The 17,308-nt window shown below is 57.3% G+C and carries 13 protein-coding genes; 1 reads left to right on the forward strand and 12 read right to left on the reverse strand.

The genetic code is table 11. From position 1 onward, the window contains the following. Nucleotides 1–303: 303 nt before the first annotated feature. On the forward strand, nucleotides 304–570 hold the full coding sequence (locus tag ACYVL5_RS18965; RefSeq protein WP_460597144.1) for a TraR/DksA family transcriptional regulator: 267 nt from the start codon (nucleotides 304–306) through the stop codon (nucleotides 568–570). Nucleotides 571–760: 190 nt separating this feature from the next. Here ACYVL5_RS18965 and ACYVL5_RS18970 read toward each other — a convergent pair whose 3' ends face one another. The 12 genes from ACYVL5_RS18970 to ACYVL5_RS19025 form a co-directional block, all read right to left on the reverse strand. Next, nucleotides 761–1,174 carry an IS110 family transposase gene (locus ACYVL5_RS18970; RefSeq protein WP_460597145.1) on the reverse strand — a complete coding sequence of 138 codons (414 nt, stop codon included), beginning with the start codon at nucleotides 1,172–1,174 and terminating at the stop codon, nucleotides 761–763. After that, on the reverse strand, nucleotides 1,146–1,271 hold the full coding sequence (locus ACYVL5_RS18975; RefSeq protein ID WP_460597146.1) for a hypothetical protein: 126 nt from the start codon (nucleotides 1,269–1,271) through the stop codon (nucleotides 1,146–1,148). The genes ACYVL5_RS18970 and ACYVL5_RS18975 overlap by 29 nt, the downstream gene beginning before the upstream one ends. Before the next feature lie 176 nt (nucleotides 1,272–1,447). Next, on the reverse strand, nucleotides 1,448–3,166 hold the full coding sequence (locus tag ACYVL5_RS18980; RefSeq protein WP_460597147.1) for an RNA-directed DNA polymerase: 1,719 nt from the start codon (nucleotides 3,164–3,166) through the stop codon (nucleotides 1,448–1,450). A gap of 317 nt (nucleotides 3,167–3,483) precedes the next feature. Further along, nucleotides 3,484–4,215 carry an ImmA/IrrE family metallo-endopeptidase gene (locus ACYVL5_RS18985; protein ID WP_460597148.1) on the reverse strand — a complete coding sequence of 244 codons (732 nt, stop codon included), beginning with the start codon at nucleotides 4,213–4,215 and terminating at the stop codon, nucleotides 3,484–3,486. A gap of 234 nt (nucleotides 4,216–4,449) precedes the next feature. Further along, nucleotides 4,450–5,469: a uroporphyrinogen decarboxylase gene (gene hemE / locus ACYVL5_RS18990; RefSeq protein WP_460597149.1), complete on the reverse strand. Its 1,020-nt coding sequence runs from the start codon at nucleotides 5,467–5,469 to the stop codon at nucleotides 4,450–4,452. Nucleotides 5,470–5,759: 290 nt separating this feature from the next. Beyond that, a complete protein-coding gene (locus ACYVL5_RS18995) occupies nucleotides 5,760–6,839 on the reverse strand; it encodes a radical SAM protein (protein ID WP_460597150.1) in 1,080 nt (359 codons plus the stop codon). A 354-nt stretch (nucleotides 6,840–7,193) separates the two neighbouring features. Next, entirely contained in the window at nucleotides 7,194–7,949 is a 756-nt protein-coding gene (locus ACYVL5_RS19000; protein ID WP_460597151.1) for an ABC transporter permease, read from the reverse strand. Between the two features lie 327 nt (nucleotides 7,950–8,276). Next, entirely contained in the window at nucleotides 8,277–9,203 is a 927-nt protein-coding gene (locus tag ACYVL5_RS19005; RefSeq protein WP_460597152.1) for an ABC transporter ATP-binding protein, read from the reverse strand. Nucleotides 9,204–9,555: 352 nt separating this feature from the next. Then, the gene (locus ACYVL5_RS19010; RefSeq protein WP_460597153.1) at nucleotides 9,556–11,694 is read right to left on the reverse strand and encodes a hybrid sensor histidine kinase/response regulator; all 2,139 of its coding nucleotides are present in this window, start codon (nucleotides 11,692–11,694) and stop codon (nucleotides 9,556–9,558) included. An 18-nt stretch (nucleotides 11,695–11,712) separates the two neighbouring features. Further along, nucleotides 11,713–12,777, reverse strand: a complete 1,065-nt coding sequence (locus tag ACYVL5_RS19015; RefSeq protein WP_460597154.1) for an ATP-binding protein — start codon at nucleotides 12,775–12,777, stop codon at nucleotides 11,713–11,715. Between the two features lie 510 nt (nucleotides 12,778–13,287). After that, the gene (locus ACYVL5_RS19020; protein ID WP_460597155.1) at nucleotides 13,288–14,823 is read right to left on the reverse strand and encodes a hybrid sensor histidine kinase/response regulator; all 1,536 of its coding nucleotides are present in this window, start codon (nucleotides 14,821–14,823) and stop codon (nucleotides 13,288–13,290) included. After that, nucleotides 14,810–17,080 carry an ATP-binding protein gene (locus ACYVL5_RS19025; RefSeq protein WP_460597156.1) on the reverse strand — a complete coding sequence of 757 codons (2,271 nt, stop codon included), beginning with the start codon at nucleotides 17,078–17,080 and terminating at the stop codon, nucleotides 14,810–14,812. The genes ACYVL5_RS19020 and ACYVL5_RS19025 overlap by 14 nt, the downstream gene beginning before the upstream one ends. Between the last annotated feature and the right edge of the window lie 228 nt (nucleotides 17,081–17,308).

Below are 17,308 nucleotides of genomic sequence, written 5' to 3' on the forward strand. Positions count from 1 at the left end.
GATCGCTAAGTGGAAAATGAGGTTGGCGACGGTTGCAGCCAAACTGGAAAATTAGGCTGGCGACGGGGGTGGAAAATTCGGTTGGCGACAACCCCCTTCAAACTGGCAAATTACCATGGCGCTCGACACCTTAGAGCAGTTTCAAGCCCCTTCAAGCTCCAAGTAGCTATTCGGGAATACTCCGAGATATCAACTTCAACACCCGGTTCCATGCCGAAGGGCTATAATAAGATGGTTGTTCGGTCCACCCCTTGAGAGGGAAAACCAAGCGACCTTCCTGACCGAGAATAAAAGGAGCCAGTGATGGCAGTTGGTTGGTCTAGAGACGGGGCGGTGCAGGAACAGATAGATGCCACTGTCGAATCCGCCGTCGCATTAGCTAAGAGCCGATTACCGGCTGGCGAGAGCCGGACTCATTGTGACGAATGTGAGGTTGCTATCCCGGAAGCGCGCCGAAAAGCCCTGCCGGGAGTGAGATATTGTGTTGCCTGCCAAGCAGAGCTCGAAAAGAAACTGAAGGCCGCCGCGCTCTACAATCGGAGAGGTAGCAAAGACAGTCAACTGAAGTAACAACGCGAGGTGTACAATCCCGGACGGCCCTCAAGTGTTACTTTCACATCCGCTGCCCCACTAACGTTACCTCATCTCGTCTTCTCTCAGCTAACGTGAGGGTTGCGGCGACACCAGAGCACTCCTGCAACATTAATAAGTTACATAAGTTACCAGCGTTGTCCCTCCCCGCAGTCTCTAGTACGTCCGCTTAGAAGCTCCCTTTGTCCATGTCCAGACCCTCAGTAGTCCTTTCAGGTGATGTCAAGTCCTGCCCTCTCGGAAGTTCGCGAGATGTCCGATTCCGGACCTGACCCCTCGGAAGGTTCAAGTGGCTTCGTTTTCGCAGAAGATCACGAATGGGCCGTTCCTCCTTCGGGTAAATATAACCTTCAGGGAGTATGTCGAGTCGCAGCATTTCGGCAAGCCAAAAGGCATCATGCTTATCGTCTGCATGCTTTAAACCTTTGTATTTCTGGATGGCAGATGGATTTGCCAGGTGTACGGCAAAGCCAGCTGCCATCAAACCATCAACGAGCCAATACCAGTTATAGGTCGACTCGACAACGACTCCTTGTAGGGTCCCACTGAACAACTCAAGCCGCTGAATGAGTCGGTAAGTCATTTGGCAGTTTCTCGTTGTAGATGCGTTTCCCTTTGCCATCAATGATGGCAAGATAACTGCTGGTTGAATGAAGATCGATTCCAGAGTACAGTTTCATCGGGCACCTCCTGAGGGTTACGAAATTGGCGTTTCGGTAACAGCATATCAGGAAGTTAACCGCCTCTTGCTATGCCAGGAGGTGCCTTTTAGATGATTATCAGGTCTTGCTTCTTGACCGGCTTCGGCTTCAGGATTAAGAAATATCAAGATTGAGCCCCCCCCCCAAGGCTCCCGTTAAAATGGGTCGAAGGAGAAAGGATCGCTTCCGCTACCGTCATCGTTTTCGTCATTTTCTTCGTCTTCGTCCTCGTCGTGGTCTGATTTATCGGTATCGAAATATTCCTCATCTTCGTCATCAAAATCGAAATACTTGTTGATATCCTCGTCAGAAGTGAAGATATCGTCGAGTTGGCCATTCGGATCTTTAAAATCAAAAATTGGCTTTAACTTAGCATGGATGTTGAAAAAAGAAATATTTTCAGAGAGAAGAGATGAAAAAAAAGGGTCGCTCTCTATATGTGACTGGTCTCCACCCCTTATCCATCCAGCCTTACCTGCTTCATAGGCTATCAACCAGTTATCCCCATACAAGGATTTTTGTGTTCCGTACTTATCAAAGAATCCACTTCTTATTAGCTTTAATCTATTTTTAGTTTTAAGCAGTGAAATTGCTAGAAGCAGGCAAACAGAGCTTGTATTATCTTCTAAGATGCGAAACGTATCATCATCAATATCAAGTGATAACTCTTTTAAAATCCAAAGGGCCCATGCCACCTCACTGTGTCCATCCAGAACGGAGTGCTTTTTAATCACCCCAGTACAAAACCTACTTATTGCTTTGTTGTCTATATCATAGTTGTGGTGTTTATAGGTAATCAGGATGTTAGCGATAACCTGGAGTGTGTTCGGGAATGTGTAGCCACATTTGAGTAAATATGCCTGAAATGTTTTCCAATTTTGTTTTTTGATGATTCGTGTGGACAAAACCTTAAGTGCATACTTGACTATGCTCTCATCACCTAGCTTTATTTCAAGACTGAATATGTTCTCAAAAAATTGATGAACATCATCTCTTTGAGATTTGACATCGTCTGAAATTGTTAGACCTTTTACTTTAAATTTCCACGATTCCCTGACTAGGTCCCTTATCTCTATGACCTTAGTTTTATTCGGATTGATTTGAAGTTCAAAAGAGCTAATTATTCTTGCAAGCTCGGTTAGAGCTTCCTCTGCCTCTTCACGTTTTTCAAAAAAGAAGCAGAAATCATCAACATACCTGAAACCAGCAAGCGAGCGTCCTAGCTTCTGTCTAAGTCCAATATCAATAGAAACACCGATAATTTCAGCGATAATATGAGAGGTATCTGGCCCGATAGGCAACCCAATGGTCTGAAAGTCTTGTATACGCATAGAACATACGTCAAGTACGTTGCCAAAGAAAGCGTCAGTGTAATTCTTTTGATTTTGTTTAGCAGCATCTTTACCGTGAATTGCCCATGGAATACTGTGGGTATAAATTGACGGGAAGAATCTCGAAATATCTGTCAATAACGCAAATCTGTAGCCTGTAGATTTAAGTATTTTTTGTTCATATAGTTCATTGAATTTGGTGATTTCTATAGATCTTAATCCACGTGCTAGCTTCGGACGACTAAGGGAAATCCTCCCTCTACTATAATGATTTTGTATTTTACTCCAATGCACAGCAATATTTTTCACCAAATAAATAAATGGTATAGGGTTTACGATTCCAGTTACTCTTCTGTTATAGTTGGACCTCGCTACTGAAAACGGTTCAATACGACACCTGCCTATCTTATTATAGGTAAGGTTTCTTGCTGACCATGCAGTCATAATTTCGGAATATTTATTGGCAAGGCTAGTCGTAATAAAGGCCGGAGGGAGTTGAACAGGGAAATATCCCCTTTCAAGAATGGTTTTAATTTTGTCCATGAGACCTTCTCAAATTGGTATTTAGGGTACTGTACACTTGGGAGGGGGCGAGGTGAAGGCCCAGGGTTCCCGGGCGTTTCCCTAGTAAGGATGTGACAAACGCCTTTGGGGTCCCCCCACAACCGCATCCGGAGAACACAGAGAAATCGACCGTTATGCTGGTAAATTACTCTTACTAACTCGCTCAACGTCGTGGCTAACAAGTTCAGACGCAACCTGCTGTATACTGCACGTTCGTTTCAAATTTCGGACTGGCCTTCTTTTTCATAGTGCCCTCAGCCTTCGCGTTTGCTACCGTAGCGCTAAACATCAACGTGCTACTGGATCGCTTTCTTTAAAATCTGTCCAACCGATTGCACCTTCAAATCGTTCTCTACAAGATTTAATTTGTGAAGACGAATTTCTATTGCAGTATCTGAAACACCAAACCACTTTGACAGTTGTTGTTTGAAGTCGATATAGGACCTTTGGTTGCGGAAGCTTAGATAAAACTTGCCATCTGGGTGGTGGCAGTTCATGGTCACCATCAAGCCTCGTGCGAGTTTTGTGAACTCCTCTCTTGGCAAAAGCAGTGAAGCGGCAAAAGCTTTAGCTTGTCGTTCAAGCCATGCTAGCCTTTGGTTGTGATGATTAAGGCTTCCCTCAACTTCTGCGTCGGTATCGATAATTTCACTGGCGTTTACCGACGGAACCTTGCGATGTAATACCCAATGGCCTAACTCGTGGGCTGCCGTCATTCGGAAAAGGTGTTCGTATTCTTCACTTGAGGCAAGTCCATGATCTATGAAGATTTTATTCTGTTTAGGTGACATCTTGCCGCGAATCTTCTTATCACCGATAAAACCAAGATTTTGGAGTTCGAGCTGAATGAGCCGTATCTCACTGAGGTGAGATAGTATTCCGAGGATCGGGACATTAGGACTGTGATAAGAGTAGCCGGGTTCCACCAATCGTACAATTGTCGAGGTAATACTCTCCATTCTCTCCGTTTTGATGATAGGCACACCCAGTCCATCATACTTGAATGTCGGCGTTACTGCTGCCCTCATTACTCCGCCCTCCTTGCCCCTCCACCAGTAACAGTTCCAGGTATGCTGCTGCTCACTTGTACGCCTATCTGTGGTGAGCACTCTGGTTTCGTAAAGCTCAGTGGTGCAGATTAGAACAAACCTATTGTTATTTGCAAGACAAAATGTAGGTGTAATCCCCAAGCAGTATTGGCACGCGAACAAAGTACGCAAAAAAAAGGGCGGCCTTTTGGGCCGCCCGTTTGGTTTAAGCGCTTATTTCTGCGAGAGTCGGTGGACGCAGTCTACCATGTAGATCGCGTTTTCGGGGGGGACTGTCGGGAGGATGCCGTGGCCCAGGTTGAAAATCAGGCCGGGGCGGCCGGCGTTTTCGTCGAGCACTCGCTTTACTTCGCGCTCGATGATTTCTTTCGGAGCGAACAATACGGTCGGGTCGAGGTTGCCCTGGACGGCCATGTCGCCGAGGATGTCACGGGCTTTGCCGAGGTTGATGTGCCAGTCGAGGCCCATGACGTCGCCTCCGGCTTGCTTCACGATCTCGAGCATGGTGCCGGCGCCTTTTACAAAGTGGATGACGGGGACGTTGGTCCGGTTCAGGCCATTGATCAGGCGCTGGGTATAGGGGAGGACGTAACGCTCGTAGTCGGCGGGGGAGAGCATGCCTCCCCAGGTGTCGAAGATCTGGATGGCCTGGGCACCGGCGGCGATCTGGGCGTTCAGGTACTCCATGTCCATGGTGGTGATCTTCTCCATCAGGGCGGCGTACACGTCGGGCTCGGCGTACATCATCTTCTTCAGGGCGGCGAAGTCTTTGGAGCCTTTGCCTTCAACCATGTAGCAGGCGAGGGTGAAAGGGGCGCCGCCGAAGCCGATCAGGGGAACCTTGGTGGCCAGGGCCTTGCGGATAAGCTTCACGGCCTCGAGCACGTAGGGGACGTCGGTCTCCATCTTCGGGATCTTGAGGGCTTCGACGTCGGCCATGGTGCGGATCGGCTTCTCGAAGACGGGGCCGGGGGTGAAGTCGAGTTTCATCCCCATCGGCTCGATCGGGGTCAGGATGTCGGAGAAGAGGATACCGGCATCGACGCCGAGGATGTCGACCGGCTGGACGGTTACTTCGCAGGCCAGCTCGGGGGTTTTGCAGAGTTCGAGGAAGGTGCAGGTGGAACGAACGCGCATGTAGTCGGGAAGGTAACGGCCAGCCTGACGCATCAGCCATACGGGTACTACGTCAACGGGCTTCCCCCAACAGGCGTCGAGAAATCTAGTATTCATTGAATCCTCCTTGGTAGAAACGATAACAGCGGATATAAACCAAATTCAAAACCGATAGAACACGGATGACACGGAAACTACGGATAAAGGCGGATCAAACTAACCGTAAAATCACAACCTGGAACGCGGATGACGCGGATTTTACGGATTTACGCGGATTAAACCAAGGCTTTGGGTTACACCAAAAGCTTGAGGGACAAACCTAAAGCTTTGGGGGTAACCAAAAAGCATTTAGGTTAATCCGCGTTGATCCGCTCAATCCGCGTCATCCGCGTTCTGAGTTGTTGTTTTTATTTATCCCCCTGCTCGCGCTGTACCTTGATGGGGACGTAGTTGCAGAACGGTTCTTCTTCCATGTAGTCGCCATGGACGGCATCGGCTCTCGCGCGGCAGCCGCCACAGACGTTGATGTACTCACACTGGCCACACTTGCCTTTGTAGGCTTTGAAGTTCCGCAGATCTTTGAAGATCTCGCTGTTTTCCCACAGCTCGCGGAACGGGGTGACTTTCACGTTCCCGGCGGTGCGGTGGAAGTAGCTGCAGGGCTTCAGGTTGCCGAAGCAGTCGATGAGGCAGATGGTCTGGGCGGCGATGCATCCTTTGCCGCCGCCGGTGCTGAAGGTCAAGGAGCGGCGCTCGAACTTCTCGCCTTCGGCTTTGGCTTTCTGCGGCACGATCCGGTAGTAGTGCGGCGCGCAGGTCGGACGCATGAGGATGTCGTCTTCCATCTTCTCCTGGTGGTAGTGCCAGTCGAGGATCTCTTCGTAGTCTTCCTTGGAGATCAGCTCGTTCATGATCTCTTCGCCGCGGCCGGTGGGGACGATCATGAACATGTACCAGGCGGTGGCACCGACGGACTTGGCCAGCTTGAAGGTGGCGGCGATGTCGTTCTGGTTTCTTTTGGTGAAGGAGGAGTTGATCAGGAACTTCTGGCCGTGCTTTCTGAAGAGTTCGGCGGCGCGCATGACGCCTTCGAAGGAGCCCGGGCTCTGGCGGAAGTTGTCGTGGCCCTCGGCGGTGGAGCCGTCCAGGGAGAGCGACACCATCTTGATGTCGGCTTTCTTCATCTTCTCGCAGACTTCGTCGGTGACGAGCGAGCCGTTGGTGGCCATGCACATGCGCAGGCCCAGGGAGGTGCCGTATTCGGCAAGTTCGAAGATGTCGGGTCTCATCAGCGGTTCGCCGCCGGAGAGGACCATGACGGGCTTGGAGAACTCGGAGATCTCCTTGATCAGCTTTTTGCCTTCTTCAGTGGTGAAATCCCCCTCGGACGAGGTCAGCTCGGAGGAGCAGCGGCAGTGGACGCATTTGAGGTTGCAGCGCTGGGTAGTTTCCCAGGCTATCCATTTGGGCACAAACTCTTCAGCCATCTATTTTCTCCAATGTCGTCCTGGATGGCGCGGCATGCGGCGGGGGGCTCATAGACTTGGGCAGGGAATGGTATTCACGCCAAAGGTTCTGGCTCTGCAACAGGAGCGCTCTCTCATCCGGCTCACCCCTTCTGGGTGGCTGATGACCAGGGTAGAAGTTTAAAGCAAAGATTACTATGAAAGGGGTTTATAACTCAAGAATAATCGCGGACTGGTGAGTTTACGGGTGGAAACGGGAGTATCAGGCTCTTTGAGATTGGTGGGGGAGGTGAGTGAAACTTCCCTCACCCGCCCCTTCGGGGCACCCTCTCCCCTAAAGGGGCGAGGGTATAGGTATAATTTCGTGGCTTTCGGCTATTCGGACATTTTGTCGTTGAAGGTGTACACGGCGACTGCGAAGAGGAGGGCGGCGGTTAGGACGAGGTTCAGCAGGTAGGGGAGGGGGACGGTGCCGAAGAGGAGGGCGTCGCGGGCGCCTTCGAAGATGGCGGTGGTCGGCAACAGCTTTATGAAGGGGAGGACCACTCCCGGATAGGAGGAGAGGGGGAAGAAGATGCCGGCCATGAAGATCAGGGGGACGATGATGACGGAGTTGACGCGGCCTATGTTCTCGGGCTTGTCGATGACGGTCCCGCAGATGGTGCCCAGGCAGGAGAAGGTCATGGAGGAGATGGCGATCACCAAAAGGTAGAGCGGGAGGTGGGCGTAGTCGATCCGGAAGGGGGTCATGAGGGCGATGACCAGGAAGACGACGGCGCCTTTGATGGAGCCCTGGGAGAAGCCGGAGAAGATCTTGCCGATGACGATGTCGTACACGGTGACCGGGGTGGTGCGGTATTCCTCGATGGTGCGCTGGACGCGGCGGTGGAACCACATGCTCCAGGCGGATTCGTCGAAGGCGGCGTTGACGGCGGTCATGGTGATGAGGCCGGGGGCGATGAAGAGGGAGTAGGGGACGCCGTTGACGGCGTTGATGTAGCCTTTGAGGCCGTAGCCGAAGGCGAGGTAGAGGGTGAGGGGGTAGGCGACGACGGCGATCAGCTCGGAGAGGATGCTCCGGCGTAGCACCAGCATGTCGCGGCCCCAGATTGAGATGGCTCCTTTGAACATATATCGCCTCGGTAAAACCTTTTGAACGCGGATGACGCGGATTGGGCGGATTTTCGCGGATAATGCTTTAAATCTTTCAGGGTTACCCCATCCTCACCCTGTCCCTCCCCTTGAAGGGGAGGGGACCTTGTCCCGGCTTGGTCTCTTTGGTTGTGGCTTTAACCTTAAATAGGTGTTGCAATATCCGCGTTGATCCGCTCAATCCGCGTCATCCGCGTTCTAATGCCTTTGACTTTGGGTTGAAACGAAAACCTCCCTCACCCGGCCTTCGGCCACCCTCTCCCGGAGGGCGAGGGTATATTTAATCCGCGTTCCATGGTTTTCACCTTACTCTCGTATCTTCTCTCCTGTGAGGGAGATGAAGACGTCTTCCAGGGTCGGTTCTTTTAGACAGATCTTCCGTATCTCGGCACCTGACAACGCGTCCATCAGCTGCTTTATGTAGCGCTCGCTCTCTAACGTTATCTTGTAGGTTTCTTCCACTTTTTCGACGGATCTCACGAAGGGGAGGGCGCGGATCACGGCTTCGTATTCTTCACTGTTCTCCCTGAACTCGACTTCGTACACGTGGGCCCTTGAGAAGGCTTCCTTCAGCTGGGCGGCGGTGCCGTCGGCTAAGGAGACGCCGTGGTCCATGATCATGATCCGGTCGCAGAGGCTGTCGGCTTCGTCCATGTAGTGGGTGGTCAAAAAGACGGTCATGGTCTTCCTAAGCCCCCGGATATAATCCCACACGCCGCGGCGGGATTGGGGATCGAGGCCGGTAGTGGGCTCGTCCAAAAAGAGGACGCGGGGCTCGTGCACGAGGGCGCGGGCGACGATCAGGCGGCGCTGCATCCCGCCGGAGAAGGTGTCGGGGAAGTCTTTCTGGCGCCCGGCGAGACCGGTCATCTCCAGGAGCTCGTCGATGCGCGGGTTGTACTGGGAGGAGGGCATCCCGTGCAGGCGCGCGTGGAGGATCAGGTTCTCACGGGCGGTCAGGTAGCGGTCGAGGTTGTTTTCCTGGGGGACGACGCCGATGACGCTGCGGACGTTTTTGCCGGCGGTGGTGACGCTGTGATCTTCGACGTAGGCGTCGCCTGAGCTCGGGCGCATGAGGGTGGTGAGGATCTTGATCAGGGTGGTTTTGCCGGCGCCGTTGGGGCCTAAGAGACCGAAGACGGTGCCGCGCTCGACTTCGAGGTTGAAGCGGTTGACGGCGGTGAAGTCGCCGTAGGTCTTGGTTATCTCATGAAGGCGGATGGCTGGGGGCATGGTTGAAGTTTACATGGAAATGGAGGACAAGGCGAATCGAACGCGGATGACGCGGATTGGGCGGATTTACGCGGATTAAACCTTAATCCTTTTAGGGGTACCCCATCCTCACCCTGTCCCTCCCCTTGAAGGGGAGGGGACCTTGTTCCCGGTTTTGCCTTCTTAGTTGTGGCTTTATCCTTAAAAGGTGTTGCAGTATCCGTGTAGATCCGCTCAATCCGCGTCATCCGCGTTCTAATGCCTTTGACTCTGGTTGAAACGAAAACCTCCCTCACCCGGCCTTCGGCCACCCTCTCCCGGAGGGCGAGGGGATTATTTTAATCCGCGTTCCATCGCCTTTGACTTTGCCTTTTCAGACGGGGAAGAGGAGGAAGAAGGTGCTCCCTTTCCCTTCTTCGCTTTCGACCCAGACGGCGCCCTGGTGGACTTCCATGATGCCGCGGACGATGGACAACCCCAGGCCGCTCCCTTTGCTCATGAAGGCGGTGGTGCCGGAGGTGTGGTGCTCGATCTCGCCCACGCCGTAAAACTTGTCGAAGATCCGCATCCGCTCTTCTTCGGGGATCCCGATCCCGGAGTCCTTCACCTGGAAAAGGTAGTAGTTGTCGGTCTGGGCCAGGTTGGCCGGGAAGTTGCCGTAGAAGTGCTTGAGGGTCTTCGCCATGCCCTTCACCTGGTTGGACTTGACCTGCTTCCCGCTCAAAACCACCGTCCCGCCGTCGGGGGTGAACTTGATGGCGTTCTCCAAAAGGTTCTTCACGGCCAATAACGCGAACGCCTCGTCGACCGGGACCGGGCTCTCGTCTCCGGATACGTTGACGGCGATGTGCCGCTCGGAGAGGGGAAGGATGAAGAGGTCGTGCGCCTCGCGGGCGAGCTGCACGAGGTTGACGGGGCGCTTCTGCGGGTTGCTCCCCTGGGTCTCGATCCGGGAGATGGAGAGGAGGTCCTCGACGAGCTTTCTGAGCTGCACGGCCCCTTCGTACACGGAGGCGAGGATGCTCTGCTGTTCCGGGGTCATCTGCAGGCCGGAGTACTTCAGCAGGAACTCGGCCCCCCCCATGATGGAGGTGATCGGCGTCTTCAGCTCGTGGGAGGCGATCCCGATGAAGTTGTTCTTGGCGGTGTTGAGCCTCCCGAGCTCGATGTTGGCCCTCTTCACCTTCTGCAGGTTGACCTTCAGCTCTTCCTTGCTCCGGTAGAGCTCGTCGGCCTTCTCCTTCATCTGGTCGTACAGGTTGTAGTTCTCCACGAGGACCGCGTACTGCCCGGCGATGGAGGAGAGGAGGAAGACTTCGCGGGGATTGAACACGCGCTCGGAGCGGGTCCCGACCGTCATGGCCCCGACCACTTCCTGGCCGACCATGATCGGCACGCAGCACCAGGAATGAACCCCCATCTCCTGCCCCTCGATCCGCGCCCTGGGTGGGAACCGGTCGTCGGCGCCGTTTCCTTCGAACGGCTTTCCCTTCTGGGTGAGAACGCTCCACTGGCTCGTCTTGGGAAGCGATCTCATGGCGGCGTCCATGCCGCCGGAGAGCCCCAGCGAGCCCTGCATGACCAGCCGCTCCTTGCGGTAGAGATGGATGAAGGAGAACTCCATCTGCAGCATGTTGTGCAGCTGGAAGAGGAGCTCGCCGGTCAGCTTGGCGAGCCCCTGGGTGTACTTGAGCTTGAAGGCGACCGCGTACATGGTGAGGAGCTCGCGGTCGGTGGTCCGCTTTTCCTCCTCGACCTCGCGCCTCTTGGTGATGTCCTTGATGATGAAGACGTAGCCGCTTCTGCCGTGCTCGAACTGCATCGGGTAGCTCGCCACGTTGTACCACCCCTTGAGGTTCGGGAAGGTGACGTCCTCCTCGATCTCGTTTCCCATCATGTGCACGAAGCGGAAGACCTTCTGCGCCGGTTCCCCCTCACCGAAGAAGATGGTGTCGATCCATCTCCCGAGCACCTGGCCGTAACCGCCGAAGTAGTCGCTCGCCCTGCGGTTGCACCGCTCGACGATCCCCTCGGAATCGGTGATGAAGATCAGGTCGGATACCGCGTTGAAGACCGCCTCCCACTCGGCCTTGGCCCGCACCACCTCTTCCTGGGTGATCCGGTGCACCCTCCGTTCGGACGCCTCCCTGAGTTCCCGCTCCACCACCGGGATGAGGCGGGTCAGGTTGTCCTTCATGAGGTAGTCGTGGGCGCCGGACTTCATGGCGGCGACCGCCAGGTCCTCGCCGATCTTGCCGGAGATGATGATGAAGGGGAGGTCGTGCCCGCTGTCGTGGAGCACGCGCAGGGCCCCGAGCGCGTCGAAGCCCGGGAGATGGTAATCGGAGAGGATGACGTCCCAGGTGTCCGCCTTCAGCGCTTCCCGCATCTGGGTGGAACTCTCGACCCGGCGGTGCTGGGGCTGGTATCCGCCGCGCTTGAGCTCGCGCAGAAGGAGCATGCCGTCTTCAGGGGAATCTTCGACCAGTAGGACCTTCAGGAGTTTGGACATCGTGCTGCCTTGTCTTCGTCAGTGCGGTGTGGGAAGGGTGAAATAGAAGGTGGCGCCTTGGCCGGGTGAGCTCTCCGCCCAGATCCTCCCGCCGTGGCGGCGGACGATCCGCTGGGCCACCGCAAGCCCCACGCCGCTTCCTTCGAACTCGTCGGCGCGGTGCAGCCGGTGGAACACGGAGAATAGCTTTTCCGCGTAGACCATGTCAAATCCTGCGCCGTTGTCGCGCACGAAACAGACCCTTTCCCCCTCCTTCACGGTGACCCCGAACTCGATCCGGGCGCGGTCGGTCTTGGAGGAGAACTTCCAGGCGTTGTCCAAAAGGATCTCCACCAGCTGGCGGGCGAGCCGCGGATCGGCCTGCACGTTCACCCCTTCCTCGACCTCGATCTCCACCGGGCGCTCGGGGAAGCGGTGCTTGAGCCCCAAGAGGAAGATCTGCGCCTGGACGCTCAGGTTCACCGGCTGCCGGTCGAGCTCGGCACGGGAGACCCGGGCGAGCTGCCCGACCGCCTCGAGGAGCTGCGACATCTTGGCGGCGGACTGCCCGATCCGGACCAGGTACTCGCGCGCCTGCGGGTCGAGCTGCTCCGAGAAGTCGTCCAGGATGGCCTTGGAAAAGCCGTCGATGTGGCGGATGGGGGCCTTGAGATCGTGGGAGAGGGAGTAGCAGAAGGTTTCCAGCTCGCGCTGGGAGGAGTTGAGCTCGGCGGCGCGCTCGGCCACCTGGCGCTCGAGGTCGGCGACCCGCTCCTTGCGTGCCTCGCCGATGGTGACCAGTTCTGCCGGTTCCCCGTCGAAGGTGGTGGAGTGCCAGCTGAGCTCGACGCCGAAGAGGGTGCCGTCTTTTTTCCGGTGGCGGTCCGAGGAGAAACGGTCGCCGCTACCGGGAGGAATGGCGCCGTCATCGGCGGTGAGCTGGCGCAGGGTGCGGTCCAGAAGTTCTTCGCGGCCATAGCCGTAAAGGGAGATGGCGGCGCGATTGGCAGTCAGCACCCTGCCGTTTCCCCCGCACAGTACCAGCATCGGCTGCGGGTTCCCGTCGAAAAGTTCCCTATAGCTTCCGTCGCTCTGCTTTGTCATGGTCGCCCCCGGCCATATCAGATAGAAACGATAACATGAAACACAGAGGAGGGGATCTGCCCGCCCTCAAGCGCTGTGAGCACCAGATTGCTACTCTGTCTGGAAGTTAACGTATCTGCCGTCTGCTAAAGCGTACCATAGATATTACTACACAAAGTGTGATTATGAGAATATTTTTTTAGAGGTCTCTATCTTTATGACAGAGGATGCTCTGGGGACCCCATCCTCACCCTGTCCCTCCCCTTGAAGGGGAGGGGACCTTTTGCCGGACGGGTTGGGGGAGGGGCGAGGGTATATTCTGCTTTTAGGGGTTAACTCTAAGAGCGTTATTCGCAGTCAGATCCGCGTGGGCACGGGGTGGCCACCCTACTGTTTTAAGGTTTGGCAGTATCCGCGTAGATCCGTTCAATCCGCGTCATCCGCGTTCTAATATCTTTGACTTTGGTCTCAGGCTTTTGCCCTGTAAATTTTTCGTCATCCGCGTTCTAATGCCTCTGACCTTGGTTTGGTTTATTCCTCCGGCTCCTCCGGCAGGGCGGGGAGGATGATGGTGAAGACGCTTCCCTCGCCGAGCTTGCTCTTGGCCCAGATGAAGCCGTTGTGGGCGTCCACCGCCTTGCGGCAGAAGGCCAGCCCCAGGCCGGTTCCCCGGGTCTTGCCGAGCCGCCGGTTCCTCGCCTGCACGAAACGGTCGAAGATGGTCCCCAGCGATTCCTCCGGGATCCCCACCCCGGTGTCCCGCACCTGCATCCGCACGAAGGCCCCTTCCTTCGGGAGCGCCCGCTCCTGGTAGCTCTCCGGCGGGATCTCGCCGACCACCGCCGCCACGTCTTCCACCAGATCGAGCGCCACTTCGATCTCGCCACGCTGCGGGGTGAACTTCACCGCGTTGGAGAGGAGGTTCCCCAGTACGCGGTTGATGGCGCTCCGGTCGACGGAGACCGAGGGGAGATCGACGGGCGCGGTGGCGAAGAGCTTGATCTCGCCGCGCTGGGCCACCGGCTGCGCCTTGGCCACCGCCTTGGCCGCCAGAAGGGAGAGGTTCTCCTCGCGGAACTGGAGCCGCATCTTGCCGGCCTCGAACTTGTGGATGCCGAGCAGGGTGTCGATCATCTCCACCATCTCCTCGCACGACTCCACCGCCGCCTCGAGGTACTCCACCTGCTCGCCGTTGACCGGCCCGAGCTTCGCCTCGCGCACGAGGTCGATGGAGCCGACCACCGCGGTGATGGGGGACTTGAGGTCGTGGGAGAGCATGGAGACGAAATCCTCCTTCTCCTGCTCGAGTTCCTTGAGCTTGGAGATGTCGCGGATGATCTCGACGCTCCCCACCACCTCGCCGGCGCTGTTTCGCAGGGGGGCCGCCGAGGAGAGGACCGGGATGTCCCTGGTCCCCGCCCTCATGGTGTAGGCCACGTCGAGGCAGGGCTCGCCGGTCCTGAGAACGGTCCGGCTCGGGAGCTCACCCCCCGCCACCTCGGCCCTCAGCACATCCTCGAGGATCTGGCCGGTGAGCACGCAGCCGCCGTCGCAGAGCACCTTGGCCGCCTGGCGGCTCGCGGTGATGATCCTCCCCTCGCAGTCCACCGCCAGAAGGAGGTCGGCCATCCCGTGGAGAACCGCCTGCATCTTGAGGCGCTCCTCGTCCAGCTGGCGGGCCAGGCTCTCCTTCTCCTTCCGGGTCCGGTCCTGGGCGATGGCGCGCTTGACCTTCTGGAGCATGTCCTCGGTCTCGAACGGCTTGGAGATGTAGTCGAGCGCCCCCTTCTTCATGGCGTCGACCGCGATGTCCTCGGAGCCGTGGGCGGTCATCATCACCACCGGGACCTTCTCCCCCCCGATCCTGCCGAGCACCTCGAGCCCGTCCATGCGGGGCATCTTGATGTCCAAAAGGATGAGCGAGAAGGCCTCCTTCTCCAGGGTCTCCAGCGCCTCCACCCCGTCGCGGGCCCTCACCGTCTGGTAACCCGCGTCCTCCAGCTGAAGTTTGAGGATGAGGGCGATGTCCGCCTCGTCATCCACGATGAGTATCCTATCCCTGTCCATCGGTTTCCCCCATGACCGGCACCGTGAAGCTGAAGGTGTTGCCAAACTCCTTGGCTGCCGTGTAGAAGATCCGCCCGTGATGGCGGTCCACGATTTCCTTGCAGATGGCGAGGCCCAGTCCGGTCCCCCCCTTCTGCCGCTCGGTTCCCCTGATCTGCTGGAATTTCTTGAAAAGCTTTTCGCGGTCTTTGGGCTCGATCACCTTGCCGCGGTCGGCCACCGATACCACCACGTAGTTCCCCTCCCGCTCGGCGGTCACCATCACCACCTTCCCCTCCGGCGAGAATTTCACCGCGTTGGAAAGGAGGTTGGTCATCACCTGGATGAGGCGGTCGCTGTCGCCGTAGACGTGCGGGAGGTGCTCGCCGACCGTGTTGACGATGGTGATCCCGCGGCTCATGGCGTAGGACTTGATCTCCTCGACCGCGTAGACCGCCACCTCGCCCAAGGCCAGCGGACGGAAGGTGAAGAGCATCCCGCCCGACTCGATCCCGGAGATGTCGAGGATGTCGCTGATGAGGCGGATAAGCCGCTGGGTGTTCCGGAAGCATACCGTCAAAAGCTGCCGCTCGGTATCGGTCAGCCACTTGCCGCGGTTCAAAAGGAGCTGGAGCGACCCCTTCATGGAGGTGAGCGGGGTCTTCAGCTCATGCGAGACGGTGGAGATGAAGTCGGTCTTCATCCGGTCCACCTGCTGCTCCACGCTCACGTCCCTCATGGAGATGACGATGCCGCCGAACCCCTCCTGGTCGTCGTTGAGGGAGCAGAGGTAGATCTTGAACGGTTTCCCCCGCACGGTGAGGTCCACGCTGCTCCCTCCCCATGCCTCGGGGTCGTGCAGCTCGCGGATCCTCCCGATCAGCCCCTCGAAACCGCCGAGCTGGCAGACCTTCTCGATCGCCTGCCCGATCACCCGGTGGGGGACCAGCCCGAACATCTCCTGGGCGGCCGGGTTGTAGAGCACCACCTGGTTGTCGCGGTCGGTCACCACGACCCCTTCGGCCAGGGAGGTCAGCACCGCCTCGAGCCTCCCCATCTCCATGGTGAGGGCGGAGGTACGGTCGGAGACCTTCTTCTCCAGCTGCTCGTTGAGATCCTGCAGGTCGCTGGTCTTCCTGGTGATGATCCGGTCCCGGTCCTGGAGGGCCTGGGCCATGGTGTTGAAGGAGGTGGCGAGCACCCCCACCTCGTCTGCCTGGGTCTCCTCGACCCGCTGGTCGAAATCGCCGTGCTCGATGCGGCGGGCCTTGGCGGCGAGCTCGCGAAGCGGCCCGGTCAGTTTGCGCGAGGCGATGAAGGCAAGGCCGAAGGAGGCGATGATCCCGAGGATGGCGGAGGCCATGATGTTGTCGAGGCTCTCCTGCCTGAGCTTCTTGAAGCGCTCCATGGAGACCGCCACCCCGAGCGATCCCACGAACTCGCCGCGCGAGTTGAGGAGCGGATCCACCGCGGTCTCGTACTGGACGCCGTCGATGTTGGTGTCGCCGCGGAAGATCTCCCCGCGCTCCAAGGCGTCCAGCACGCGGGGGTCGAGGTGGTAGGAGCTCGCCTGGCTCTGGGGAAGGGAGGAGGCGATCCTCATTCCCCGCTGGGTGATGGTCACCACCACGTCCGATCCGAAGACGTCCTTGAGCTCGGTGGGAAGGTTCGGATGCCGGTTCATGATGTCCCCGGTGACCACGCAACCGAGGACCTGGCCGCTGCGGTCGAGGATGGGAACCGTCACGGTGAGCACCATGGCCTCCCCCCCGGCCCGCTCGACGCCGCAAAACCCGCTCACCCCGGCCCGGCAGAGGAGGGGGGCGGGGAGGAGCTCCGTGGAAGTGATCACCTTCTTGGCCGCCATGGCCTGGTCGACCACCCCGGGGAATTCCATCGTCTGGCCGGCCGCCTTGCCGTCCATCCTGGCGAGGATCCGCTTGTTGCGGTCGAGCACCACCATGAGGTCGAGGAAAGGGAGGACGGTGTGCCATTTGTTCAGCCGCACGACCAGCGCCTGCTTATCGTGGCCGGCGAGGTGCTCCTGGAGCGTGTTGGAGAGCGAGGACTGCAAAAGGGTGTACTTGACGATGTCGGAGCGGTCGCTGAACTGGCTGCGGGCGAACTTCAGGTTGGCTTCGAGGCTCCGCTGCGACTCGTTGTGGAGCGAGGCGGAGAGGGTGTTCATGGTCGAGTAGAGGAGGGTGGAATAGGAGAGGAGAAGGATGGCGAGGATGGACAGGAGCAGCTTGGTTCGTATGCCAAAACGAGGTTGCATCGCCATCCTTTGCTTGTAAAAGAGATCGCCGAAGGCCGCCCTACATACCCTCGCCCTCCTTGTGAGAAAGGGTGGCCGAAGGCCCCTACCTTATCCCCTCGCCCCCTTGGGGGAGAGGGTGGCCGAAGGCCGGGTGAGGGCAGACTTTAGAACCTCCCTCACCCCTGCCCCTCTCCCCTAAAGGGGCGAGGGGATAGGAAAGGGCGGCCCCTCTCCCCTGGGAGAGGA

It is taken from the genome of Geomonas sp. Red276 (assembly GCF_054784495.1).